This window comes from Labrenzia sp. ATLA3 (assembly GCF_057180185.1).
In genome coordinates, this window is sequence record NZ_JBXUKV010000002.1 from 155552 (window position 1) to 180649 (window position 25098).

Below are 25098 nucleotides of genomic sequence, written 5' to 3' on the forward strand. Positions count from 1 at the left end.
GCCGCATCAGTAGATAATTTCATCCTCGCCCTTGGACTTGGAGATCATGATCTCGCCTTTTGCCGCCAGGTCCTTGGCCTTGTTCACCATGCCGGTCTGCGCTTCGTCCACGTCACGCAACCGCACGGGTCCGAGCGCATCCATATCGTCCCCCAGGAGCTTGGCAGCCCGCGAGGACATGTTGCCGAAGAAGAACTCCCGTGCGGTGTCCGTCGACCCCTTGAGCGCAATCGCGAGCTGATCCTTCTCTACATGGCGCAGCAGCGTCTGGGCACTGGCCGCATCCAGTTTCAGAAGGTCGTCGAAGGTGAACATCAAGGTCTTGATGCGGTCGGCCGCTTCGCGGTTGTCTTCTTCCAGCGCCGCCAGGAACCGGGCTTCGGTCTGCCGGTCGAAGTTGTTGAAGATATCCGCCATCATCTCGTGACTGTCGCGCCGCGAGGTATTGGTGAGGTTCGACATGAACTCCACACGCAGCGTCTGTTCCACCTTCTCCAGTACTTCCTTCTGGACGGCGTCCATGCGCAGCATGCGGCTGACAACTTCCAGCGCCAGTTCCTCCGGCAGGATGCCAAGCACCCGTGCGGCATGGTCGGAATTGATCTTCGACAGCACCACCGCGACAGTCTGCGGGTATTCGTTCTTGAGATAGTTGGCGAGAACGTTCTCCTGCACGTTGGAGAGCTTCTCCCACATGTTGCGTCCGGCCGGGCCCCGGATTTCCTCCATGATGACGGAAACCTTGTCACCCGGAAGAAAACTGGCCAGAAGCCGCTCGGTCGCATCGACGTTACCCGTCAGCGAGCCCTTGGAACTCACGCGGCGCACGAAATCCTTGAACAGGTTCTCCAGCATGTTCGGCGTGACCGGACCAAGGTTTGCCATGGCGGCGGACACCTGGCGAACCTCGATCTCGTCAAGCTTGGCCCAGATCGGCGCACCATGGGACTCGCCAAGCGCGAGAAGCAGAACGGCTGCCCGTTCCGCTCCTTTCAGCTCGCGATCTTCCTCGTCGGCGCTGACCTTCAGCTGTTTCTGGAGTGCATCGCTCACTGTCAGGCCGCCTGTTCATCCAGCCAACCGCGGACGATGGTAACCGCTTCGGTCGGGTGGTCCTTGATCATGTCGCCTACTTTGGCAATCGAGCTCGCCTGCATCGCCCCTTCCTGTTTGGCCTGTTCCAGCCATTCGATCACGAATTCGTCTTCCGCGGCTTCTTCCTGCGGGACTTCCGTTTCCACCACCAGGGTTCCGTCCGGACCGATCATGAGCTCCTGCGGCTGCTTTTCTTCCGGTGTCACGATGCGGCGCAGAAGCGGACGGACAACGAACAGCAGCAGCATCACTGCGATCAGGAACAGAACACCCAGTTCGGCAAAGCGAATGATGTCGTTACGGGTGAAGTCGAACAGGTTGTCGCTTTCGGCCAGCAGGTCGTCCTGCGGAGGCATCGCGAACTGCAGGTTGACGACTTCCACCACATCGCCCCGCTGCGCATCGAAACCAACTGCGGAGCGAACAAGCACGGCGATCCGGTCCAGGGTTTCCTGAGGCCGCGGTGTGTAGGTGCTGCCACCATTACCGTCCGGCTGGTAGGTGCCATCAACCAGAACGGCAACGGACAGGCGTTTGATCTTGCCGGCTTCAACGACCTCTGTCCGGGTCGAATGGGAAATCTCGTAATTGACGATTTCCTCGGTCACGGACGAGGTGTCGCGCTCAGCACCGCCCTGACCGGCATCGGCGTTCGGCAACTGGTTAGCAACGGTAACCTGCCCGTTCCGGGATACGGCGGAGGAAGCCTCCTCCTTGGACTGGGTGGAACGCACCACCTGCCCGTCCGGATCAAAGGTCTCGGTGGTCTCCGTCAGGCGGTTGTAGTCGACTTCCGCGTTGACGCGAACCCGTGCCCGGCCTGGGCCGACAACAGAGTTCAGGATCTCCTCGATCTGGTTGCGCAGCCGGCCTTCCACCTCGACAGTCCGCTCCTGCAGCGAATTCGACAACAGGCCTTCTTCATCGTCGCCCACGCCGGACGCCAGCAGGCGCCCGCTTTCATCGACGATGGAGACCCGGTCCGGCTCAAGGCCTTCAACGGCTGTGGCAACAAGATGCTGGACCGCCCGGATTTCACCCGGCCCCAGTGCACCGCGAACGTTCAACACGATGGAGGCAGACGGCGGACGACGATCTTTCTGGAACAGCTGGCGCTCCGGGATCACCAGGTGAACACGGGCAGCGCGGATACGGTCGAGGGTTCCGATCGTACGGGACAGCTCGCCTTCCATGGCGCGCAGGTGATTGATGTTCTGAACGAAGCTGGTGGCCCCCAGCGTGTCTGAGCGATCGAAGATCTCGTAACCGATGGACCCACCGGTCGGCAGGCCTTCGGCGGCCAGCTGCATGCGCAGGCGAGCGACCTGTTCGTTGGGGACAAGAATGGAGGCACCCTGACGGGCAATCTCGAACTGCACGCCCTGGCTTTCGAGCTGCGAAACGATTGCCGCGGAATCTTCCAGAGTCAGCTCATTGTAAAGCGTCGTCATCTGGGGTGCCGTCACCCGGAAGATGATGAACGCGAACACGCCGACAAGGATGGCGGCAACCGCCCCCATTGCAGCAATGCGCGCCGCCCCCAGGGTTTTTATGAAATCAACAAGTCCGTTCACGAATGCCCGCCCGCATCTGAAGCATGTCCTAGCCGTTATTATTGGAGTCGGCCGGACACGCCACACCTTCGATGGGCAAAATTTGCCGCCCAGGTGGTTAACAAGTGGTTAACAAAACCTTTCCAATAAGGGCGGATCGGCCAGTTTCAGCCACTTCCATTAATGCAAACTGCAACTGAGGTGGGGAAAAACTGCCTACTTCATTAATATTTGGATAAGTTCCACGCTGGCAGCAAGCAAAATAAAAAGGCCGGCAGAGCCGACCCTTTGATTGCGCCTTTTGAGCGCGTTGCAGAAACTGTGTTCCGGATCAATTTCGATATTGTTGGATCCGGGTTGCTCGAAGCCCGGCTAGGCCGTGCTTTTCAATCGAGCTTTGCCAGGAGAGAAACTCCTCAACTGTCAGAGTGTACCTCTGGCAAGCTTCTTCAAGGGACAACAAGCCACCGCGAACAGCGGCGACTACCTCTGCCTTGCGGCGGATGACCCACCGCTTTGTCGAAGTCGGAGGCAGGTCCGCAATGGTTAGCGGGCTACCGTCCGGTCCGATGACATATTTAACACGCGAACGAATATGTTCGGTCATTGTACTCTCACACTAACCATGACCAAGGCTTGAAATGAGACTACAAGATGACGCTTAACAAACGCCTAAAGCAAAATTGTGTTTTTATTAACTATAAAATCTAAATTTAGTGAATGATATTTAGGATTTGACTAAGTATAAACCTCCAATTCTAAATAGTATTATATGAAATCGTTAACCATATTTACCTGCTCGTGCAATTTGCGAGGCAATTCGATTAACTTTGAAATTGCATGACACCCCCGCAGCACCTCAACCGCACATTTTATGCGCCGGCAAATGTCCAGAGGCGTGCAGAGCACTTCAGAAACACGCAGAAAACGCAGAAAACCGCCCCGGAGACCTCCGGAGCGGCTTTCAAAAAAATTAGTTTGACGGGATGATCAGGACGGACGGGCGACCGATACCACGGAACTGACCGGAAATTCCTGGCTACCAACCTTCAGCACCGCTTCACCGCTCGACCAGTCCACACTGTCGACAATACCCGAGACGGTCGTCTTGACGGTTTCCGGTCGGCTGGAGGCGTCCTTCATATCAAAGGAGATGGTGTAGAGCCCGTCGACAGCCTGCTGGCCGGAGTCCGTCTGCCCACCCCAGTAGAAGGTGCCATCCCCGGCGTCCAGTTCGATTTCGCCGCTGTAAACGATGGAACCGCTGCTGTTACGGATCTCGAAGTTGCCTGTCGCGGCTTCCTCCAGACTGTAACTCCAGCTGGCCTTGCTGCCGGACAGGGTCGTGGTGGATGCGTCGGCAGTCACTTCATTGCCGATATAGCTGACGTAGCCCATGCTCTGGTTGGTGGCCAGAGACGCAATGATTTCTTCCAGGTTCTGGTTCTGCTTGATGGCCTGTTCGACGTTCGAATACTGCACCAGCTGACTAGTGTATTCAGCCGAATCCAAAGGGTCCAGCGGGTCCTGGTTCTGGATCTGGGTCGTCAGAATGCTCAGGAACAGCTCGTAATCCGCTATCAGGCCGGCCTGGCTGGTAGATGCGGAACTCTGCGACGCTGCCGAGGAAGCTGGAGAAACCGTTGTCATTTTTCACTCCTGAGGCGGCAACCCGCCCCGTTAAACTTTCATGTCCAGACCGCCGCGTTGTTCGGCGATAGTCATTCTGACAATGTCTTCAAGCATCGGATCAGCTTCCGCAGAAACCGCCCCTCCGCCACCGTTTGAGGTCGGCTGATGGTCCCCCTCGCCCTGCTGGGAACCGAATTGCTGCCCCCCGTCCTGCCTCAGGGAGAATTGCAGGTTGTCCGAATCCGGATTGAGCCCTGCCGCCTCAAGTGCCCGCTCCAGGCCACGCTGATCGCGCAGAAACATGTCCAGCGTCTCCGGCCGGTCGACCCGCAAATGGGCCTGAACCTTGCCGTCGTGAGAAACCTTCATCTCAACCTCGACCCGGCCGAGCTCCGGCGGATCGAAACGCATTTGGAAGCGGGTCTGGCCATTCTTCAGATTACGGGCAATCTCCGCCGCCACCTGGCCGGCCACATGGGCAGACTGGCTATGGCTGGGCGCTTGCAGGCTTTCGGTCCGCATGGCACCGGCCAGATCGCCGCCGCGCACCGTTGCCGTGCCCATTTCGCCGGAAACGCTTGTCTCCGGCAGGTCAGCAGGCAGATCCGCCTCATCAAAGGCAATGTTCGAAAGCGCCGCCGCCGGAACAGCCGCAGCCATTGCGGCGCCGCGGGGTTCCGGTCCCTTCTGGTCCACCGCCCTGGCAGCAGGATCAGCAGCAGCAGTGTTGCCAGTGCCAGCCGCTTGCGGGCCGGTTTCAGCCTGAACGGCAGGTTTGACCAGACCAGCGCCGTCTTCCGCGGCAGGCTCTCCGGCCGTCGGCTGGTCAGTCAGCACCGGTTGCACCGTTGCCTGAACAGGCTTCTGCACGGGCGCAGCTCCCGCATTCACGACAGCAGCAACCTGAGCGGCGGCCGTGCCTGTAGCGGAGCCTGCCTTCGGTGCCGCCTCACCTGTTTCGGCAGTCACCGCCGTTGGCTGGGCGGCTTTCCCATCCACGACAGGCGCGGCTGGCATTGCAGCAGCCCCAGCGCTCTCAGGCGTTGCCGCGGCCTGAGCAACAGCCGAAGTGGACGCAGCTTTCGTTCCCGCAGGCGTCGCAGCCGCAACCTGAAGTCCGGGAGCCTCAGATCCAATTCCAGTCCCAGCGCCAATACCAGTCCCGGCCAAACTCCCGACCCCGGCCTGGCTCGCCACATTTCCCACAGCCTCCGCAGCGGCCTGGGCCGGCAGTGTTGCGGAAGGCCTCGGATTAAGCGGTTGAACGGCAGGCGTTACCGGCGCTCGAAATTCCTTCGGCAGCTCGCTTTGCCAGCGGCGCTCTGTCGTTACGGGCACTGGCCGTGAAACAGCAGACTGAACCTCCGCACCCGGGTTGGAAACCGGCCGCTCGGGTGTTGCAGGTTGCGGGACACTTGCCTGTGCATCCGCCGAGGCGCCAGCCAGGTTTGGCTGCGCGGCCGCTGAAGTAGGCCCGGCATTAGCATTGGCATTAGCATTAGCATGCGCCTTTTCCCCTGCACCCGACGCAGGCACAAGCGCAGGACCACTTGCCGGATTATCCAGAGGCGCTGCAGGCCCATTGGCCGAAAGCGGCGCTGACCCGGACAGCGTTGCGCCGGGAGCCGGCGCACCAGCAATCCCTGCACCTGCCACACCTGTTCCTGGTCCACCTGCAGCTGCACCAGCTAGACCGGCCCCAGAACCGCCTTCACCCGAGACACCGGCGCGGGTAGCCTCGGGAGCAATGGCAGCACTGTCACCTGCCACTTGCGGCACCGGCTGCACAACGGGTGCGGCCGGGGCAAGATCTGCAACAAGGGTAACGTCGTCAGACTGTGCCGTGTCCTCCCCCTCTGATGGGAGCTGATCTTCTCCGACTGTGTCTGCCAGTCCCGCACCGGGAACCGGTGCTGCGGCGCTGATAGTACCAGAGACAACCGGATCGGCCGCAGGCACTGCCGGGTCCACTGCACCGGCGGGAGCAATTTCGCCGGTGGCCATATTGGCCTGGATCTGCGTGGCAACCACGCCAGGCATAAGCGGATCGGCTGTCCGGCCACCTTTGCCGGTGACGGCCGCGCTTGCCTGCGTCTTTGCTTGCCCTTTGCCCTGCCCGGCAATCGAGTTCAACTCGTCGGCAAATCCGTTTGCCTTCCCCTCAAGAGAGGAGGCAGCAGCAGAACCGGCAGACGCCTGTCCGCCAGCAAGTGCGCTGCCCGCACCTGCTGCCAGCGCCCCGGCAGAAACATCCGTTGTCAATCCAAATGGCAGCACGTTTGCCCCCAGCTCCAGGCCCGCAGCGGCGGGCACATTACGTCACCGGGACAGGAAGCAAGCATCGGGCCAAGTCAGATAAGCGGACAGACCCATTGATTTTATTCGCCTTTCTCCAGCTCAGGCCCTCCCATAGCCCGACATTCAGGCGGCAAGCTTTGCCGGTCAGGCAAAGCGTGCCTGCCATGCGGGGGAAGCAATTGGCAGCAGCACACCTTATCTGTATAGTGCCGCCAACTTTGAATAGGGCCCTTGATCGCCGCCCGCCCGACGGGGCGCGGATGGCACGGGACGGACAACCGCCCCGCCTGCGCGATCGGCCGAAAACTTCTGGAAGTACACTGGATGCGAAACAGTCTGGATCTGCCCGGCCGCCCGGAAGACACTCGCGTTGTCGTTGCCATGTCAGGCGGCGTCGACAGCTCTGTCGTGGCCGCCCTGATGAAGGCCGAAGGCTACGACGTCATCGGGGTCACCCTGCAGCTTTACGATCATGGCGCTGCCGTCAGCAAGGCAAAGTCCTGTTGCGCGGGTGTCGACATTCACGATGCCCGCCGCGCGGCGGAAACGATCGGCATTCCTCATTACGTGCTGGATTACGAAAGCCGGTTCAAGGAACAGGTCATGGACCGTTTCGCCGACAGCTACATTGCCGGTGAAACACCTATCCCCTGCGTTTCCTGCAACCAGACGGTCAAGTTCACCGACCTTCTGAAGACCGCAAAGGATCTTGGCGCCGATGCGCTGGCAACCGGGCACTATGTCCGCTCTGCCCAGCAGGGCAACAAGCGCGCGCTGTTCCGCCCGGCTGATCTCGACCGAGACCAGAGCTACTTCCTGTTCGCCACCACGCAGGACCAGCTCGACTTCATCCGCTTTCCGCTTGGCGGCATGCCCAAGTCGAAGGTGCGCGAACTTGCGGCCGAATTCGGCCTGACCGTCGCCAACAAGCCGGACAGCCAGGACATCTGTTTCGTGCCAAACGGCGATTATGCCGAGGTCATCCGCAAGCTGCGCCCCAATGCGGCCGAACCGGGCGAGATCGTCCATATGGACGGGCGCGTGCTGGGCACTCATGACGGCATTATCCATTACACCATCGGCCAGCGGCGCGGCCTTGGCGTTGCCACCGGCGACCCGCTTTATGTGGTGCGCCTTGATCCGGACGAGCGCCGTGTCGTTGTCGGCCCGCGTGAAGCACTGGCGACCCGCACCATCCTGCTGCGTGAAATGAACTGGATCGGCGACCAGCCGCTCGACGAAGGCGACGAGATCGAACTGTTCGCCAAGGTTCGCTCCACCCGCCCGCCGGCACCTGCCACCTTGCGCATTTTGAACGGCAAGGGCTTCGTGGACCTCGCCAATGGCGAAACCGGCGTCGCCCCGGGCCAGGCCTGCGTTTTCTTTGATACGGACGACGAAACCGCCCGTGTTCTGGGCGGTGGCTGGATCCACAAGACCGAACGCACAGGCGACTGGGCGCTCGATTTTCCACAGGCCAAAGCCCCGGTTTCCGCGGCCTGAAGCCAAACAAAAATCTTTGCGGCCGGACGCCAATTCAACGCTTGACGCCCGCCCGCCGCCTCACTATAAGCACCCCACGTCGCGAGGGCCTCCTAGGCCCGGTTCGCACTGGATGGCGGAGTAGCTCAGCTGGTTAGAGCAGCGGAATCATAATCCGCGTGTCGGGGGTTCAAGTCCCTCCTCCGCTACCATCTTCCATAATAAAGCCTATCGCACGCCTAGCAGCATTTTATTCAATGAAGAAAATGCTGCCGCATTTGCGATTGTTGTGTTTCCTGCAGTCGATCCTGATTTTCTTCAATTTGGGTGCGCAGAGATACTCGCAGCCCGCCCGATCCCGGACTTGAACTTCAAGCCCAATCGCGCTCACTACAGCATCAATTTTACTGAATGGGATCGATCTATAGCTTGAAGTAAATCTTTTCGGATTTTCCATCCGAATAATATTCAATTTTTGATCCTGATATTTCCTTGGAAAGACGCTGTGCGATTTGGAGACCCTTCTCATCCAAGGCTGCCAGGGTCTTCAAATTTCGAAACCCAGCAAAGAACTCAGCTTCATATTCCAAAAGCCATACGCGGATATCTCTCTTTAACCCGGCCGAAACGCCGATTTTGTCCAAATCAACAAACCCGCCATCCAGAGTGTCCCGGACACCCGTTCCAGAACTCATGCCGTCTACGGTTAAATACCTCATCTTAAAGGCGCCAAGTAATCACAGATCAACACACCTGCCGAACTATAGAATTGGTATTCTTAATTCGATCGTGGAGCATCCGTTTCTTTCTCCGAATTCTTGTTACGATTGCACCAACGTTGGAATCCTAACCCGCGTGTTGGGAAATAGAGACCCTGTTCCGCTACCAAATCCAACTTGATCTAACACCACTCAATTCAATGCTGTTCGACGAAGGTCATCGTGGAGTTGCCCTGGGGTTGGCGGAGGGCGTTTAGCTCGTTCCTTAAAGTTTCTTCTGCGCAATTTCAGTTTGTCGATGTGCTTCTTCACGCATGGCAACCACCGAGCGGACCTTGCTTCTCACTTGCCAATCCAAATTTCCTGAAGAGAGTCCAAAAGCGCCACAATCGTGTCCCGACCCAAATGCCGGTTCATTGTTGCAAAGCCAAGGCAGGCAGGAACGGATACCGCCTGCCCCACCGCGATGCCGAAGGCCTGGCGCTGGTGTAGGGCGATGGACTCGCGGCAAAGGCTGAGGCCAACGCCTGCCCGCACCATTTCCAGCATCGACGCCTCCTGATCAACCAAGGCAACAATGTTCTGCCGGCAATTATGTCTGGTGAATATCTCGTCCAGCAAACGGTAATGTGCCGATGCGGGCGGCGTGCCGATCCAGGGCAGCTCCGCCAACGCCTCCCAGCCCGCGGTCTCGACCTGGGCCTGCCAGCCCGGAGGGGCGATGACGCGATAAGCGAAGTCGGCAAGCCGCACGGTGTGGAGCTTTTCCTCGTTCTGCTGAAGCACCGGCTTGTCCGGATTGCTCAGATAAAACCCTGCGTCGATGCTGCCCCGCATCAGCCTCGCCAGAACCTCACCGCTCACCCCATGGGTTAGCTCAGTTGTTATGCCGGGATAATCGGCACGCAGCCGCCGCAGCAACGGACCAAGCCGGATGAATTCAGGGTCCACGATGGTTCCAATGCGTAACGTGCCACTGACACTGCCTTTGCCTTGCTGCGCGCTACGACGAAACTCTGCCAGGGCCTCGAGCACCTGCTCCGCCTTGGCCAGAAGCTCTGCACCGCTATTGCTCAATTCCAGTCCCCTGGAAGTGCGCCTGAACAGCGTTGTCCCTGTTTCCTCCGCCAGCCGTTTGAGCTGATGACTGACAGCGGGTTGGGTCAGGTTCAAAACCTCGGCGGCGCGAGAGACGCTGCCTTCGCGGGCGACAGTGGTGAAGGCCAGCAGTCCGCTGATGTTTGAAAAGAGCTTCATATAAAAATCTCTAATATCACTTGGTGCCAATTGTCATTGGATTTGTGCAAGGTGCCCCGTTAAAGCCCAAAACAGTGCAGTTCAGGGAGGGAACCATGTCGATCGACATGACGTTCGATTATATCGTCGTGGGGGCTGGTACCGCCGGCTGCCTGCTGGCCAACCGGCTGAGCGCCGATCCATCCAACAATGTTCTCCTGCTCGAAGCCGGCAAGCGCGACAATTACCCGTGGATCCACATTCCGGTGGGCTACCTCTACTGCATCGGCAATCCGCGCGCCGACTGGCTGTACAACACCGAACCTGACAAGGGATTGAACGGACGCGCCTTGCGGTATCCGCGCGGCAAGACGCTGGGCGGCTGTTCCTCGATCAACGGCATGATCTACATGCGCGGTCAGGCCCGCGACTATGACAATTGGGCCCGGATCACCGGCGAAGATGCCTGGGCGTGGGAAAACGCGCTTCCGGATTTCAAGAAGCACGAAGATCACTACAGGCTCGATGACGGCGACGTGCGCACCGGTGACAACAGCCGATTTTCCGACATTCACGGACATGGCGGCGAATGGCGGGTGGAAAAGCAGCGTCTGCGTTGGGATGTACTGGACAGCTTCGCCGACGCGGCAACTCAAATTGGCGTCGACAAGACCGAGGATTTCAATTCAGGCGACAATGCGGGGGTTGGCTATTTCGACGTCAATCAGCGCGCGGGCTGGCGCTGGAACACATCGAAGGCCTTCCTGCGCCCAGCCAAAAAACGCCCCAACCTGACCATCTGGACCGAAGCGCACGTCGAGCGACTGACGTTCGAACGTGATGCCGACGGTGGCCTGCGTTGTGCGGGCGCAATCGTGAACCGGGCCGGCGAGTCCCGGAGACTTTCCGCAACGAAGGAAGTCGTGCTGTCGGCAGGAGCCGTTAACTCGCCGCAGATCCTGCAGCTGTCCGGCGTGGGCTCCGCGGAGCTATTGCGCGAACACGGTATCGAAGTGGTCATGGACGCGCCCCAGGTAGGTGAGAACCTGCAAGATCATCTTCAGATCCGTGCCGTGTTCAAGGTCAAGGGTACGAAGACGCTCAACGCCCTGGCTTCGACCCTTTTGGGCAAGGCGAAGATCGGCATGGAGTATGCGTTCAAGCGCTCCGGTCCGATGAGCATGGCCCCCAGCCAGCTGGGCGCCTTCACCCGGTCGGATCCGCAGCGCCCCCACGCGAACCTGGAATACCATGTCCAGCCACTCAGCCTGGATTCATTCGGAGAACCTCTGCACCCCTTCCCGGCAATCACGGTCTCGGTCTGCAACCTGAACCCGACCAGCCGTGGTCATGTGAAGATCGGCTCGAACAGCTTCCGCGATGCGCCGAGGATTACGCCCAATTATCTCGACACGGACGAAGACCGCAAGGTCGCTGCCGACAGCCTGCGGCAGGTTCGCACGATCATGAAGCAGCCAGCGATGGAAGTTTATGCACCCGTGGAATTCAAGCCCGGTGCCGAGTATCAAACCGACGACGAACTGGCCAAGCTGGCAGGGGATATCGCCAACACGATCTTCCATCCTGTCGGCACTGTCCGCATGGGCCGCAAAGACGATGCCGCGGCCCCGCTCGACCCGCATCTGCGGGTCAAGGGGATTACGGGACTGCGCGTGGTCGATGCCTCTGTCATGCCGGAAATCACGAGCGGCAACACCAATTCGCCCACGCTCATGATCGCCGAAAAAGCCGCCCAATGGATACTCGCAGGACAGTGATAAAAAGAGCCTTGTAAAGGCAAGAATTGCGGAGGAACAATGCGCAAGACCTTTTCCCAGCTTCCACTGACCGGCGTAAAGATCGTCGATTTCGGCCAATATATCGCTGGCCCTGCAGTGGGAATGCTGCTTGGTGATCTGGGTGCCACGGTGGTCAAGATAGACCCGCTTGCAGGCCCCATGTGGGACAGTCCGGCAAATGCAGCCCTGAACCGGAACAAGGTCATTGTGAACCTTGATTTGAAAACGGAAGACGGGCTGGAAAAAGCCCGGGCCCTGTGTTCCGAAGCCGACATCGTGATCGAGAACTTCCGGCCGGGGAAACTCGCTGCGCTGGGACTCGACTTTGCGGAGATGCGCAAGGAGCGGCCCGAACTCATTACCTTGTCGATTCCCGGCTTTGCCTCGAACGATCTCGAACGTCGCGAACAACGTGCGTTTGAAACTGTTGTTGCTGCGAGCTCCGGCGTGTTTACGGATATGGGGCTGAACCGCGTCCTGATGGGTGTAAACCCGTCCTTTTCTCCGCTCCCCCTGGCCTCGGCCTATGCTGCACAGATCGCAGCCTCCGCTGCAGTGCTGGCACTGCAATCGCGGCAAGTGACAGGGCGTGGCGACCAGATAGAAGTGCCTCTGGCCGCCGCGGTGATGGAGGGGTTGTGTTACAACTCCATCAAGGTGGCTGACATACCCGAACGCTACCTTACGCAGCGCGAAAAAGAGATCGAGCGACGCCGCATCGAGGGTCTGCAGATGAACGTTCCTTACGAGGACCTGCAGGAACTTCTGGATCCGTTCTTCCGCAGCTACATGTGCAAGGACGGACGCATGTTCTACGTGGTCTGCCCCAGCCACAAACATCACGCGAAGCGCTGCCTTGAAGTGCTGGGCATCTACGAGAAGCTGGTCGAGGAGGGACTGACCTCGGAGGACGACACCTACAAACCCTGGGCCGAATGGTCCTCGCCGGTTTCGCTGGGCGTCTACCCCATGCCCAAGGACTGGGCCGACCACATCGCCGCGCGCATGAAGGAAGTCTTCATGACGCGCACCGCACGCGAATGGGTCAAGCTTTTCGGACGTGCCGGCATCCCGGGAGGGCCGCAGTTGTGGCTTCAGGAATGGATCAACGACGAATACGCAGAGCACTCCGGCCTGATGATCGACGTCTGGGATCCGGAATACGGTGAAATGACCCAACCGGGCCCAATCGTCTGGATGGAGGAAAGCGGCGAGGAAGCACTGGCGCCAGAACCGCGCCGCTGGGTGGAATTCGACGAGGCGTTGAAGATCCTGCGGAAGCATCGTACCGACATTCCAGAGCCGTCCGAGGAGAACGATCAGGAAGCATGGCTGACCGGTGTGCGCGTGCTGGACCTCTGTAACGTGATCGCAGGACCGCATTCGGCCTGCTACCTCGCACGCTTTGGCGCAGAGGTCATCAAACTCGACCCCGCACAGCCGCTATACGACAGCTGGAACACGGTGATCTATGGCCTTTCCCAGATGCGCGGCAAACGCTCGATGCTTGCCGATCTGAAATCGCGTTACGGGCGGCAGGTGTTTGAAGATCTCGTGAAATCAGTCGATATCATCGTCTGGAACGCACCGGACAGCCAGATCAAGCGCATGGGCCTCGATACGGAGAGCCTGCGCAAGCTGAACCCGGACGCGATCTTCTGCAAGCTCGACTGCTTCTCGGGCGTCCGCCGCGGAGTTCGAACCGACTATATCGGCTACGACGACCTCGTGCAGGCCGCCACAGGCATCATGCTGCGCTTCGGAGGTGCCATGGACAGGCCCGAGGAACACGCGCATGTGGGCACGATTGACGTCATGTGCGGTTTTGGTGGCGCGCTGGCGGTGGCAGCGGCACTTTATCAGAAATACCGCCATGGCCGGATTGGACGGGGACGCACCTCGCTGTCCGCCAACAGCGGGCTGCTGCAACTGCCCTTTGCCTTTGACTACAAGGGGCGTGGGTTGTTTGACGAACCTTCCGGCCCCGACGCCATCGGCTGGGACGATCTCAGCCGCTTTTACAGCACCGCCTCGGGCCGACACATACTTCTGAGCGCCTATGAGAATGACCTTCAGCGCTTCCGCAATGTCGAGGGGCTTGAAGAGCTTCCCGATATTGACCCCGCTGAGCGCGCCGCCTATCTCGCCACCGCGTTCCAGAGCCAACCCGCCTCGGAATGGCTCTCACGACTGCGGGAAGCGGATATCGGCGTGGCGATCTGCGAAAACATCGATGCGCTCAGAGCGAGACACTCCCGGGAAGCGGATGATACGCCGGGAACAGACAATGGCAGCTATTCCTTCTCGGTTTATGCTGATCACCCTTCGGGTCATGAGGTCATCCAGCTCGACCCCTACGCCGTGCGGGCAACTCGCGGGAAGGTCTACGCGGTGTCTCCCTCCGAAAAATTCGGCGCGTCCACCCGCACCATTCTGGCCGAACTAGGCTATGCCGATCGTGCGGTTGAAAAAATGCTGTCCTCAGGCGCACTAAGTGAGTCCTGGAGTGAGGAATATCTGCCGAGCTGACGTGGCAGCAGGCGGCGCTTCGCCGCCTGCGGCACCCCACGCCGGGCTTGCACCGGCAACACTTTGACCGGGAAGCAATGTCGCGTGTCGGAGGGGCACACCCCTCCTCCGCTTCTAAAGTAGCGAATTGCGCGGACTATAGCTGCGTCAATTACCCTGTTCTGTGCGAGGGCACATTCACGTTGAGCGCACCCGACGTCTTTGGCCTCGCGTTAGTCCGCATCTTCAAGGCGTTTTTTGAACGGCGGCATATTCCTCGGACAGTGTGACTTAGTGGAGAGGTTCGTCTGGCAGCATGCAAATTCTCGCGAAGAATTCGCTTGCTTCTTCTTTACCTGATTTTTCAAGCGCAGAGCCTCGCACAACCGGCCCGCCTCGCTGCATCATCATGAAGAACGGCTCCATTTTGTCGCTCCAAACGAGCCTGCCGTCTTTCTCCGTGATCAATTCAGTCGCCAGGAAGCCATCGATGATTTCGGAGGAGACATTCACGATCCTCTCGGGAAACTTTTCCCGGCACTCCTTCGAGGGTGACCAAGTGCTTTGCACCTCGTAGTCGAAGAACGTTTCGACTGCCCAGGCAAATTGTTCTCGATTGATGTCGTGGCGAGTGCGAATGATCTGAGGAATGTCGTGCGCGTTCTCCAGCAATTGATAGACCCTGCCACCAACTCGCTCAACCAGGCCGAACTGTTCCAAACATGTGATGACAATCTTGTACGTCGAAATGCCATCCGTAGTCATCATCGCACCAAGGACGCCATCGTATTGATCGACTTGATCCCAATTGTGGGACGAGGCCTTCTCCGGCAACAATTCTATCCAGTCTTCAAAATCCCATTCAAGAAATTGTCGGCACATTGCAAGAGCGATATATTTGACCAACAACCCGCACAGTTCTTTTTCGCTGGAGTTAAGCAAGATTTCAGGTGACCGGGCAGAGTGATACATCACCCTTTTGGCGACAAAACTTTTCTTTAGCCAGTATGGGCTAAACATCTTAGAATTGTGGAAGTTGACACCGATATCGGAATCTTCGCGAAAGGCATCATAATATTCTTGCACCTTTCCCCCAGCCAGAAAACTGCTGTCGAAGATATAAAAGACGCGATCTTCCGGAACACCATGCTTCTTCAGGAAGTGCCTGATCGCATCAACCCTGTCCTTGGCATTCTCGCTCTTGCCAGCTGGAAACGCGACACCCCGGAACAGGGATTTCAGGGTCGGAAATTGGTACTCCAACATGTTCCATTGGTCCTGGGAGACCATCGAAACCGCATAGATGGGGACACCTTCCTTCAGAAGGCGTTCAAGCAACTCCAGAACCTCGGCATCGAGACCATAGTTCTGCTTTTCATCTCGGATGAGGACGACGTTCATCACGTCAATCAAGAGAGTTTTCAAGGCGATTTGTCTGACCGGTTAAAAAGAATTCTGCAAGCAACACCGCAATCATAAAGCAATCTGAAGCTGAAAAATCAATTCCCCCCAACCCAACAGCAACCATCCTTCAGGCAAACGCGCTTTTGAACTCCACACGGCAATTGGGACCCTAATCCGCGTGTCGGAGGGGCACGCCCCTCCTCCGCGACCATCTATGCAATGTCTCTTCCAGATTCTGCGGCTTTATAGTCACTGCTGTTTGGCCGGGTCGCGTGCAAACTATATGTCGATCACATCAGTACATCCGCACACTGCCCCGGCCATCGCAGTCGATCCGTCGAGATCAATAGGTGTCTTCGACCAGGCGCAGCGTCGCCACAGTGACATGCGGCCAGCTGAGCCCGTTGAAGTCCAGGATCACGCGCTGGGTGTACTGAAGCTGCAACAGCGGCTTGCCGTACTTGTCCGTCCCCTTCTCGATCCAGAAGATGGATGTGGCCTTGGGCATGTCGGCGTTGGGCCCGCCGCCGTTCGGTGGCTGTTTGCCAACGAGGAAGGCGATGTTGGAGGCGCCGCCTCCGACGTCAGGAACCGCCCCCGGAGCCGTTGAGTCCGTCGAAAGCACCAATACCACGGTCTCTGTGATGGTTTGGTCCTTCAGCACATCGGTCAGGAACAAGTTGGGATTGTTCAGGTGATCCTGGTCCAGCCCGGCGACGCGCGCGAGATCGGTCCGCGAATTCAATGATATCGACAGATCCTGCTCGGGAAACTGAACGAGGTCGGTGGCCCCGTCGTCAACGCTGCCGATTTTGAACGGTACGATCGAAGACGGATCAATCCTTGGCTGCGGCGCCGTGAAGGCCTGGCCCTGCATGTTGATCGTCGTGCCGTGTGGAATAGATCCCATGCGAACTATCGTGGGCGGCTCGCTGGGATCCTGCGTTGCAGGTACGTTGTTGAATACCCCCGGCTCAAAATGCTGACCCGAGTTGTCAAAGCTGTCGTTGATCGTCTGCAGGTAAGCCACGCCGCCAAGGAAGATGTCCTTTTGCAGAAGAGCCCTGTTGGCGATCCCGGTCGGGCCACTGATATCGGTGAAGGACAGCGTTTCCTCTGTCATGTTCAACTGCAGAAAATGCGGCTGGTCGCCGAAATCTGGCGTCACCGAGGGATTGTTCGGCCGCCAGATCATATTAAAGCCCGGCCCTTTCCAGGTTCGTTGGGCGTTGCCTTCCGGTGTGGTGCCGCAGAGGTCGCGCAAAAGACCCAGGAAGTCTTCCTGGGAAACCGCCTCGGACAGGGTTTCTTGCACTGTAGCCGAGCCGGAATGTTTCTGTTCGTATTTGAAATCAGTTTGGATGGGCATAACAACTCCCCGTGAATAAACGAGAGAAAAGATACTCAAATGCTTACGTAGAGTCAGATTTTTTCAAAATCAGAGCATTAAAACCCGAATTAATAGCGCGCAATTCTCCAAAAAAATTGAGAAAAGAGCAACTCTGATCAAAAAATACATACAACCTAACGCAAAGGAACTCTTCCATAGATTGCTTTTATCGTCAACCACAACATGGCTTTCGAGGCAAGAAATTACGTAACGTTATTTCAACCCTATACTCCACGAAAAGTTGCCTCTTGATGAAGAGACAAACATTCACGCTCAGAAAATATGTTTTCTATAATATAAAAACACACAACCACGCCTTCAATTAATGTAAAAAATTTTATAAATATGAAATATAAAGAAATACAGAAATAATATATAGATAATCATTTTAATAATTGGCAGAAATCAAGAAAAACATAAATGAAAGCTCACGAGCTCGCCAACTCCGTCCGCGTAAAACAGATCGGCACACTCACGTACGATTTAACGCGTTTGTAATGCTCAACGAAACGGAAAGAGGCACGGGCGTCACTCAGGGTCGCGTCGTCGATTACCAGGGAGAAACGACATCTAACACGGAAAAGCAGGTCGCCTGCTGGTGCGGCCTGGAAACCAGGCGTGTTTGAACGCGCTTCCTGCGACCACCACCCCTTCCGGTTTGATGAACTCTCTTTCGATCGGGTGTCAAAGTGTGGTAAGCGCCAGCAAGGCAACAACAGGAATGCACCATTGAGCGAACTGACCGTAGCGGATGCGACGAACCGCGTTTACGAATCCCTTCAGGCTGACAACGAAGACATTGACCTGCACATCGCAGCTCTCAAGGAAGCGTTGAAACGCGAAGGCCAGAAAGAAGCCGTCATCGATCCGACCAAGCTCGTCCAGAACAACCGGTCCGGACGCAAGCTCATGCAGGCCTATTTTCGCCAGCGCGGCGTGAAGGTCACCTTCGCGTCTTCATAACGCGAGGCTGCCCCGCCTTGCCGTTTTGCCGATCCCTATTGCGCTGGCGACAGCAGGCTGTGGCGTCTCTGGCCAGTCTCCGGACTCACTCGAAAACGGTGCTGTTCTTTTCCAGTTTTTTGAGGTGAGCCTTCTCGGCGTGCCGTGCGCTGCTCATGAACACGTAGCGCTTGGCCACCCAGGAGACCGCGAACATGAAGATCAACAACGGCACGATGATCATCATCAACGAGGAGAGCTGTAGGCCGGACTCGCTTTGTGCAAACAGGCTCCAGAGAAACACCCCACCAATGAACACCGAAATAACGGTTTCCACGAGCGTCATCTGAAAGGACGCCCGCCAGGCGAAACCGCTGTCCGGGATGGCTTCATATCTCTTGTAGAACTGTCGCCCTGCATCCGTCGCAGCTCCCATGACTGCAGCAATCTGGTTCACCGAACCACTCACGGAAACTCCGGTAAGCGCCCCCAGAAGAGCAGTTACGATCGCCAGTGCGATTAACAAGCCGGTGAATACGAGCCCAAATCTGACCAATCCAACTTTTCTCTGCACAACAGTCCCCAAGTGACACAAACATTTTCTGGCAGGTACAAAGGCAAGCACACTGGCTCCGACCAGTCCGGGCACTGCAAGCTCGCGCGGGTTATCCTGCGACAACCGGCAGGCTTATAGAATCTAAATCTTAAGTTGCAATGTCAAAGATCGCTTGCATTGATGACAGTGCCACGAACAAACACTTCAAAACGCCTTTAAAATATGTTCATTTTGCCTCGATCTTAAGGCCTTATTTCAGCCCAACAAATACGGATGACTGACTGCAATCAAAGAACAATAATCATCTGATATTCAGGGCTGTATTTCCTTTCCGCCTTCACCGTCGAAGCCAAAAGAGGTTTGGATGACTGTACTCATTACCGGCGGCGCCGGTTATATCGGCTCGCATTGCTGCGTGGCTTTTCTGCAGGCCGGGCACGACATTGTTGTGGTGGACAATATGTCCAACGCGAGCCAGGTCAGTCTTGAACGGGTAGCGGCCATCACCGGTGCAAAGGTATCGCTTGAAACAGCCGATATCCGGGATCAGGCGCGGCTGGAGGAGATCCTCCGGCAGTACAGCTGTACGGCGGTCGTGCATTTTGCCGGGCTGAAAGCGGTCGGCGAATCCACCAGGATCCCCCTCGCCTATTACGACAACAACGTGGTGGGAACTCACCGCCTGCTTTCGGCCATGGCCAATTGCGGCGTGAAGCAGATGATCTTCTCGTCCTCGGCCACCGTCTATGGCGACCCGCAATTCCTGCCACTCACCGAGGATCATCCGACCGCGGCCGTCAACCCTTACGGCCGCACCAAACTGATGATCGAGGAAATGCTGCGCGACGTCGCCGCCAGCGATCCCTCCTGGCGCTTCGGCATCCTGCGCTATTTCAACCCGGTTGGCGCGCACGAAAGCGGGCTTGTGGGGGAAGATCCGCAAGGCATCCCGAACAATCTCATGCCCTTCATCACCCAGGTCGCCGACGGCCGCCGGGAAGAGCTTTCCGTCTTCGGTAATGATTATGACACGCCGGACGGAACAGGCATTCGCGATTATATCCACGTGATCGATCTGGTCGAAGGACACCTCAAGGCGCATGAAGTGCTCGAGGCAGGCTCCGCCCCGTCGAATTGTTTTGCGGTCAACCTTGGCACCGGCAACGGCTATAGCGTGCTGGAGATGGTCAAGGCGTTCGAGCGGGCCTCCAACAGAGAGATCCGCTACTCCATCGCTCCCCGCCGGGAAGGCGATGTGGCGCAGTGTTTCGCCAATACGGAATTTGCGGAAAAGCTGCTGAACTGGAAAGCAGAGCGCGGCCTTGAGGACATGTGCCGCGACACCTGGAACTGGGTCTGCAAGAACCCGCGCGGCTACGAAACCGTCGCCTGAGCGAGGTTGAAGCATTACAAGTTTGAGCCGGCAAGTGAACTTGCCGGCTCAATTCATTGGCAGATGCCAGTCGTTTCTAGGCTGAAGTGTTCTGAAACACCCTCACCGCGCGGATGCTGGTTGCAGCTCCTGCCACATCGCCGTCGTTCTTGCCGGCAAAGGGCGCGACTGCATTGCTGAGAAGCAGCAGCGCCGGCGTAAAGGCAAAATCATTCGGAGCGTCGAAGACTTCCATGTCGTCGACGTAGAACCGGAATCCCCGTTCCGTCCAGAGCATCGCATAGCGGTGAAACGTGTCATCCAAGCGTATATGCGCCCGGTAACTGGCGGCCAGCACCTTCTTTTCCGGGCTCCAGCGGCGGGCCGACACCTGCACGATGTTCGGGTATTTGACCTCCGCCACATCCAGCTCAAAATGCGTGTCCCCCTCCGTCGCGCGGTCGGATATCAGCCAGAAGGCATTGTTGACACCGGCCTCGCGCGCAATGCGCATCTCGCATTCGAAATAGCCATAGGTCTGGCGGAAGCTCCGGGTCCGGACGTATCCGCCGGTGAAAGGTCGTTTCGGGTCGGCCTGATGGCCTAACATGAGGTCCAGTTCGCCATCTCGCATCACGACGTTTTTCGGGTAACGCATAGTCGGGTGACCGTGCCCTCCGATCCGCATCCGCTCCCAGGTCTGCTGGAACCGGCTGAGATCGTCGAAGTCGTCCTGAAAGGTCAGCCGCCAGTCGCCCTCCATCCGCTGCAGGGGCGCAGGCAGATTGTTTGAGGTCAGAGCCAGCACGCGCCGGGGCGACGCAAGAAGCGCCGCCCCGGCAAGACCGCCAACCGTCGCCCCGGTCAGAAACCGGCGGCGGCTCAACATGGAACTGGTTGGTGTCATGATCACGCGAACCGGTCAGCTCGCCAGTTTCGCGCCGGGCTCCGGCGACGTGGTCTCGCGCAATTTCAGTTCCAGATTCCAGGCCCGGCTGCGCAGGGTTTCGATCTCGCTGGTCATGTAATCGACCTCGCCCCGGAACCAGTCGGTCACCTCTTCGGTCGACTGGTCGATCTTCACCAGGTTCGGCTTGACCAGCGGCTGCTCGGGCGGAGAAGCCACCGGTTTCGCCAGCACGTGGTTGAGACCGTTCTCCGTCAGAAAGCGGTGGTACTCGGCGTAGTTCAGCCGGTAGACATGCTGAACCTTTGAGAAGTCGGCGCTCTCGAAGATCTTTTCCAGATTGATCGGCATGTAGTCTTCGATCTCCACCGACGGGATCGCGAACAGCGTCGACAACTCGCGAATACGGGAATCGTAGGTGAAGAAGACGGCCGGGATGCCCTGATGCAGGCCGATGACGTTGCCATGGAGACGGAAGCCGACCAGAACGTCGACATTGTCCCGCGCATCCGCTGCCCATTCGTCAACGTCGAAGAACGCCTGCATCCGCTCGCTCATCAACGCCTCGACATCCTTGTCGCCCTCCAGATTGTATTTCCCGAGGATCGAACGGATGTGCTTCTGCTTGGCCTCGCCGGTCTCGAAGATCGCCAGCGTTTCCTCGCGCTCGCCCTGCGAATAGAGACGATTGGACGACCGCCTGGCGACGGCCTCGATGAGCGCCCGTTGCATGCGGTTGGTCTTGGTCGCGTTGGACGCATAGTCGGCGGACAGATACTTGTTCAGCGTCAGGCCGACGCGGGCATTGGCCGGATCGAATGGCTTGATCTCGATGGACGGCCTCAGATTGCGATAGAAGCTCGGGCAGCCGATGATCCGGATGTTCTTGATGCCGATATCGTTGAAGACTTCGGCACTGTAAACGCCGCGCACCCCGATCGTTTCGCATTTGTCGGCGATGATCTTCCACGCCTCGACGCTGCCCTTGGGCAACTCCAGCTTCTTGTATTTTGCCGCCTGGGCACCGACACCCACCGGCACAATCGGGCCCTTGAGCTTTTTCAGGAGCGGAATGACATTGCCGATGTCGACTGTCTCGGTGAGGTAGTTGGACCCGCGGATGACCGTGGCGTCATAGTCATCGGCAGGCCACAGTTTCTCGTCGGCCGCATGGGCAAACTGCACGTTGGTGATCTGGTCATAGGCCAGTGCCTTCAACATGGCGTCATAGACGAGAACGTCACCCGTGTTGATCCCGCCACGCGCAAAGGTCGACAAAGGGTCGTCGATTTTCAGGAATGCCGACTTGTTGCCCGGCTTGACGGCAGCGCCGCCGTTGAGAACGAAGAGCTTCTTCATGTGAACTGCACCTTTCAAAAAATGTGGGCTCGGGCCCTTCGATTACCGGACGGACGTCTGCCGTCCCCGTTGCTGAAAGAGCGGTGCGCCTTCAGCTTTTGCACCCCCGCCCGGTGTTTCGGGTGAACCGGAAACATGGGCGACGGGCGCTTTGGTCCGGCGGATGCTTTGCAGACGATCCGGAAACCAGTTGTGCAACTGCCGCAGGAACGGCTGAAGGCTCTTGTCCCAGCTGCGCTCGGCACTGCGCTGCGCGGCATTGGCCGACAGGGAGCGAAGCAGCCTTTCGGATTTGGCCAATGTCTCCAGGGCGGTGATCAGGTCGTGGGTCACCACGCCGTCATCGCTGGAACGCAGCAAAAGACCGTCGACCTTGTTCTCAATCAGCTCGCCCACAGCCCCCACATCGGCGGCAACAGGCACACAGCCGAGCCGCTGCGCCTCGATAATCGTGAGCGGCGCACCTTCCCAGCGGGACGGCAGCACGAACGCATCCGCCCAGGCCAGCAACCGGCTGAGCCGGCGGCTGTCGTAGATTGGCGGATCTACCCGGATACCGAGCTCGGCGAACCGCTCTTTCCACGAGCCGCCCGCGCCGTCGTCCATGACGTCCGATCCGACAATGCGCCAATCGATGTCGACGCCCTTGCGTTTCAGGGCACGTGCTGCGGCAAAGATGCGCTCAATGCCTTTCTGCCGGTCCAGCCGGCCCAGGAACACCGCCCTCAGGCGGCCGTCGCGGTCCTGCTGACGGGTGTCCGACAGGCGTTTGACGTCTTCCGGCGTCATCGGGTAACCGGCTGCATTGGGTATGTGAAGCAACTTGGCAACCGGCACGCCCATGCCGTGCAGCCACTCCGCCATATCGCGCGAGCAGGTCAGCACACTGTCGTAGATATGCTCATAGGCAAGCGTCAGATAAGGGTGGCCTGCCGGACGACCGAGTTCGGAACTGTCCAGCACATGCACATAGTTCACGACCTTCACCCCGCGTCGGCGAAGTTCGCCGAAGATGGCATTGGCCGGGGCAAGCTGATTGTTGATCACCACGTCGAGACCGGACAGGAACCCGAGAACCTCTTCGGCCCGCGCGTTCTCATCGTGCCCCATCAACAGGTCATGGCCCGAAAACATGTTCGGCCCGCCCCACAGCGGATAGTCGTCGGCCAGAAAGTTGATGGTCTCGAACACCCCGTCGTTGTCGGCGATGTGGTTGTAGACCGGCTTGCCGAACACATAGAGATGGACTTCGCAGCCGGCCTTTTTCAGAACCCGCGCAGCCGCGTAGGCAACCTTCTCGACGCCGCCGAACGTTGCGATCGGCAACAGCAGACCGACCCTCAGCGGTGCGCCCTCACGGGCGAGACGCGGCATCACCGGAGACGCCCCTGCACTGTGGCGCAGCAGTTCGAAATACTTGCTGCGGTTCGGGAAATAGGCCGAACGCCAAATCCAGCGCTTGCCGGGCCCATGCCGGTAACCGGATTCGCGCAAGGCCCCGAGCGTCGCCAGAAGACTGTTTGTGGCGGACAGGGCCGTACCCTGAATATCTTCCGCCGAGAAAGGGCCACGCACGACGACTTCGGCAATCTTCGGTGCCGGATTGGCGCCGCGCAAAGTCCGGATCCAGTCGTCGGACTTGTCCTCGACGCATTGCTTCATGATGTCGAGGGAGCACATCCATCCAAGCGGTTTCTTGGCAAGTTCCTTGCCTTCGCCCAGTTCGTTCACCTCGATTGCAAGCCGGTCCTTGTCGCACTCGAACCGGATAGCGACAAAGTGATGGGCCGCCGACAGGCGCTCGGTCAGCCACAGGACGTTGTGTAAAAGGCCGCAGCTCTTCAGCGCGTCCCGGTGCGCCGGCGACATCCACAGCCAGAACGGCGGCACCCCATAGGTTTCAGGTTCTGCCTGCGCCGCCCAGAAGGTCTTCACGAACTCCTCGATGCTGCGCTTGTTGTGCGCAACCGCCGGATCTGTGAAGAGGTCGACCAGATAGGTGTCCGCTCCGAAGGCGACGAACCGTGGTGCTTCCTCGTGCTCCCAGCCAAGCAGCGTCTCGGTGGAGAACAGCTTCTTGTGCTTGTCCTTGATGTAGCCAAGGATGCTGTCCCGGGTGCGGTTGGAATCTCGCAACATGCTCTCGGCGCGCTGGCGGTACTCGAAGCCGAAGAACGGATAGTTCGCGCCCTTGAAACCATGAGAGATCGCCTGCAGCCAGAAATCCCAATCCTCGAAGCCGGACTTCATGCTCTCGTCGAAACGAACTCCGGCATCGAGGAGGGATCTGGAGACCAGGCTGCCGGCCTCGCAGATATTGTCGAAGGTAACGTGCAGAAGGCGCGAATATTCCGCCGTGTAGTTGCCGTTCCATTCGATCCCGAACTTGTCGATATTGGGATAGACCCAATCCACACCGTCGCTGGACTGCATGAACTCGAGCAGCGTCCGGATCGCCGATGGCGTGATCCGGTTGTCGGCATCCAGGAAGTAGATCGCCTCCAGTTCGGAAAAGCTGCGCAGGGCAAAGTCGATGCCGTGGTTGCGTGCCGAACTCAGACCTCCGTTGGCTTTCCTGAGGTAATAGACATTGTCGTAGGCAAGCGCATAGGCCCGGCCTGTCTGCCCGGTTTCGGGAAAGGGGCAACCATCGTCAACGATGACAACCGCGATATTGAACGGCGCCTGCTGGGCCAGAGCCGCGTCGATGGCCTCGGTCAGAAGGACAGAGTGCTTGTAGACCGGAATGACGATGGCGACCGTGGCTGAGGGCATGCCGGTACCGCCGAAACGTGCATAACGCACATTCGGCAGGCCCGGTCTTGAACCAGTGTGCTGGAGCATGC

The 25098-nt window shown here is 58.4% G+C and carries 18 protein-coding genes and 1 tRNA gene; 6 read left to right on the plus strand and 13 right to left on the minus strand.

The genetic code is table 11. The features are described from left to right. Positions 1-6 precede the first annotated feature (6 nt). The 5 genes from fliG to AC2A6O_RS05265 form a co-directional block, all read right to left on the minus strand. Complete coding sequence (gene fliG / locus AC2A6O_RS05245) at positions 7-1053, minus strand: flagellar motor switch protein FliG (RefSeq protein WP_498926028.1); 1047 nt, start codon at positions 1051-1053, stop codon at positions 7-9. A gap of 2 nt (positions 1054-1055) precedes the next feature. After that, positions 1056-2669, minus strand: coding sequence for a flagellar basal-body MS-ring/collar protein FliF (fliF, locus tag AC2A6O_RS05250; RefSeq protein WP_148585746.1), 1614 nt, complete (start codon positions 2667-2669; stop codon positions 1056-1058). Between the two features lie 310 nt (positions 2670-2979). Continuing rightward, a complete protein-coding gene (gene sciP / locus AC2A6O_RS05255) occupies positions 2980-3255 on the minus strand; it encodes a CtrA inhibitor SciP (protein ID WP_006940094.1) in 276 nt (91 codons plus the stop codon). Positions 3256-3638: 383 nt separating this feature from the next. Continuing rightward, positions 3639-4298 (minus strand): flagellar hook assembly protein FlgD, encoded by a 660-nt coding sequence (locus AC2A6O_RS05260; protein ID WP_498926029.1) that lies wholly within the window; start codon positions 4296-4298, stop codon positions 3639-3641. Positions 4299-4328: 30 nt separating this feature from the next. After that, positions 4329-6593: a flagellar hook-length control protein FliK gene (locus AC2A6O_RS05265; protein ID WP_498926030.1), complete on the minus strand. Its 2265-nt coding sequence runs from the start codon at positions 6591-6593 to the stop codon at positions 4329-4331. A gap of 309 nt (positions 6594-6902) precedes the next feature. Here AC2A6O_RS05265 and mnmA point away from each other — a divergent pair, with 309 nt between their 5' ends. Both mnmA and AC2A6O_RS05275 read left to right on the plus strand, forming a co-directional pair. Then, entirely contained in the window at positions 6903-8081 is a 1179-nt protein-coding gene (gene mnmA, locus AC2A6O_RS05270; RefSeq protein WP_148585743.1) for a tRNA 2-thiouridine(34) synthase MnmA, read from the plus strand. A gap of 114 nt (positions 8082-8195) precedes the next feature. After that, a tRNA-Met gene (locus AC2A6O_RS05275) sits at positions 8196-8272 on the plus strand. 210 nt (positions 8273-8482) lie between these two features. Here the strand turns inward: AC2A6O_RS05275 and AC2A6O_RS05280 are convergent. Further along, complete coding sequence (locus tag AC2A6O_RS05280) at positions 8483-8779, minus strand: hypothetical protein (protein ID WP_498926032.1); 297 nt, start codon at positions 8777-8779, stop codon at positions 8483-8485. 342 nt (positions 8780-9121) lie between these two features. Continuing rightward, entirely contained in the window at positions 9122-10036 is a 915-nt protein-coding gene (locus tag AC2A6O_RS05285; RefSeq protein ID WP_498926033.1) for a LysR family transcriptional regulator, read from the minus strand. Between the two features lie 95 nt (positions 10037-10131). Here AC2A6O_RS05285 and AC2A6O_RS05290 point away from each other — a divergent pair, with 95 nt between their 5' ends. Both AC2A6O_RS05290 and AC2A6O_RS05295 read left to right on the plus strand, forming a co-directional pair. Continuing rightward, positions 10132-11793, plus strand: coding sequence for a GMC family oxidoreductase (locus AC2A6O_RS05290; protein WP_498926034.1), 1662 nt, complete (start codon positions 10132-10134; stop codon positions 11791-11793). Positions 11794-11832: 39 nt separating this feature from the next. Next, positions 11833-14343 (plus strand): CoA transferase, encoded by a 2511-nt coding sequence (locus AC2A6O_RS05295; RefSeq protein WP_498926036.1) that lies wholly within the window; start codon positions 11833-11835, stop codon positions 14341-14343. 270 nt (positions 14344-14613) lie between these two features. On the opposite strand, the gene AC2A6O_RS05300 is transcribed toward AC2A6O_RS05295, so the two are convergent. Beyond that, positions 14614-15735, minus strand: a complete 1122-nt coding sequence (locus tag AC2A6O_RS05300; RefSeq protein WP_498926037.1) for a hypothetical protein — start codon at positions 15733-15735, stop codon at positions 14614-14616. 334 nt (positions 15736-16069) lie between these two features. Next, the gene (locus AC2A6O_RS05305) at positions 16070-17095 is read right to left on the minus strand and encodes a heme-binding protein (RefSeq protein WP_148585739.1); all 1026 of its coding nucleotides are present in this window, start codon (positions 17093-17095) and stop codon (positions 16070-16072) included. A 750-nt stretch (positions 17096-17845) separates the two neighbouring features. Here AC2A6O_RS05305 and AC2A6O_RS05310 point away from each other — a divergent pair. Then, the gene (locus AC2A6O_RS05310) at positions 17846-18079 is read left to right on the plus strand and encodes a hypothetical protein (protein ID WP_148587249.1); all 234 of its coding nucleotides are present in this window, start codon (positions 17846-17848) and stop codon (positions 18077-18079) included. 85 nt (positions 18080-18164) lie between these two features. Here the strand turns inward: AC2A6O_RS05310 and AC2A6O_RS05315 are convergent, their stop codons facing one another. Further along, positions 18165-18614: an ABZJ_00895 family protein gene (locus AC2A6O_RS05315; RefSeq protein WP_498926038.1), complete on the minus strand. Its 450-nt coding sequence runs from the start codon at positions 18612-18614 to the stop codon at positions 18165-18167. Positions 18615-18978: 364 nt separating this feature from the next. Here AC2A6O_RS05315 and galE point away from each other — a divergent pair, with 364 nt between their 5' ends. Continuing rightward, on the plus strand, positions 18979-20007 hold the full coding sequence (gene galE, locus AC2A6O_RS05320) for a UDP-glucose 4-epimerase GalE (RefSeq protein WP_148585737.1): 1029 nt from the start codon (positions 18979-18981) through the stop codon (positions 20005-20007). 76 nt (positions 20008-20083) lie between these two features. On the opposite strand, the gene AC2A6O_RS05325 is transcribed toward galE, so the two are convergent. The 3 genes from AC2A6O_RS05325 to AC2A6O_RS05335 are packed head-to-tail and all read right to left on the minus strand — an operon-like array spanning position 20084 to position 25096. Beyond that, positions 20084-20893, minus strand: coding sequence for a glycoside hydrolase family 16 protein (locus AC2A6O_RS05325; protein ID WP_498926039.1), 810 nt, complete (start codon positions 20891-20893; stop codon positions 20084-20086). Positions 20894-20908: 15 nt separating this feature from the next. Beyond that, entirely contained in the window at positions 20909-22252 is a 1344-nt protein-coding gene (locus AC2A6O_RS05330; RefSeq protein ID WP_148582720.1) for a polysaccharide pyruvyl transferase family protein, read from the minus strand. A 42-nt stretch (positions 22253-22294) separates the two neighbouring features. Then, positions 22295-25096 (minus strand): glycosyltransferase, encoded by a 2802-nt coding sequence (locus AC2A6O_RS05335; protein WP_498926040.1) that lies wholly within the window; start codon positions 25094-25096, stop codon positions 22295-22297. Positions 25097-25098: the final 2 nt, after the last annotated feature.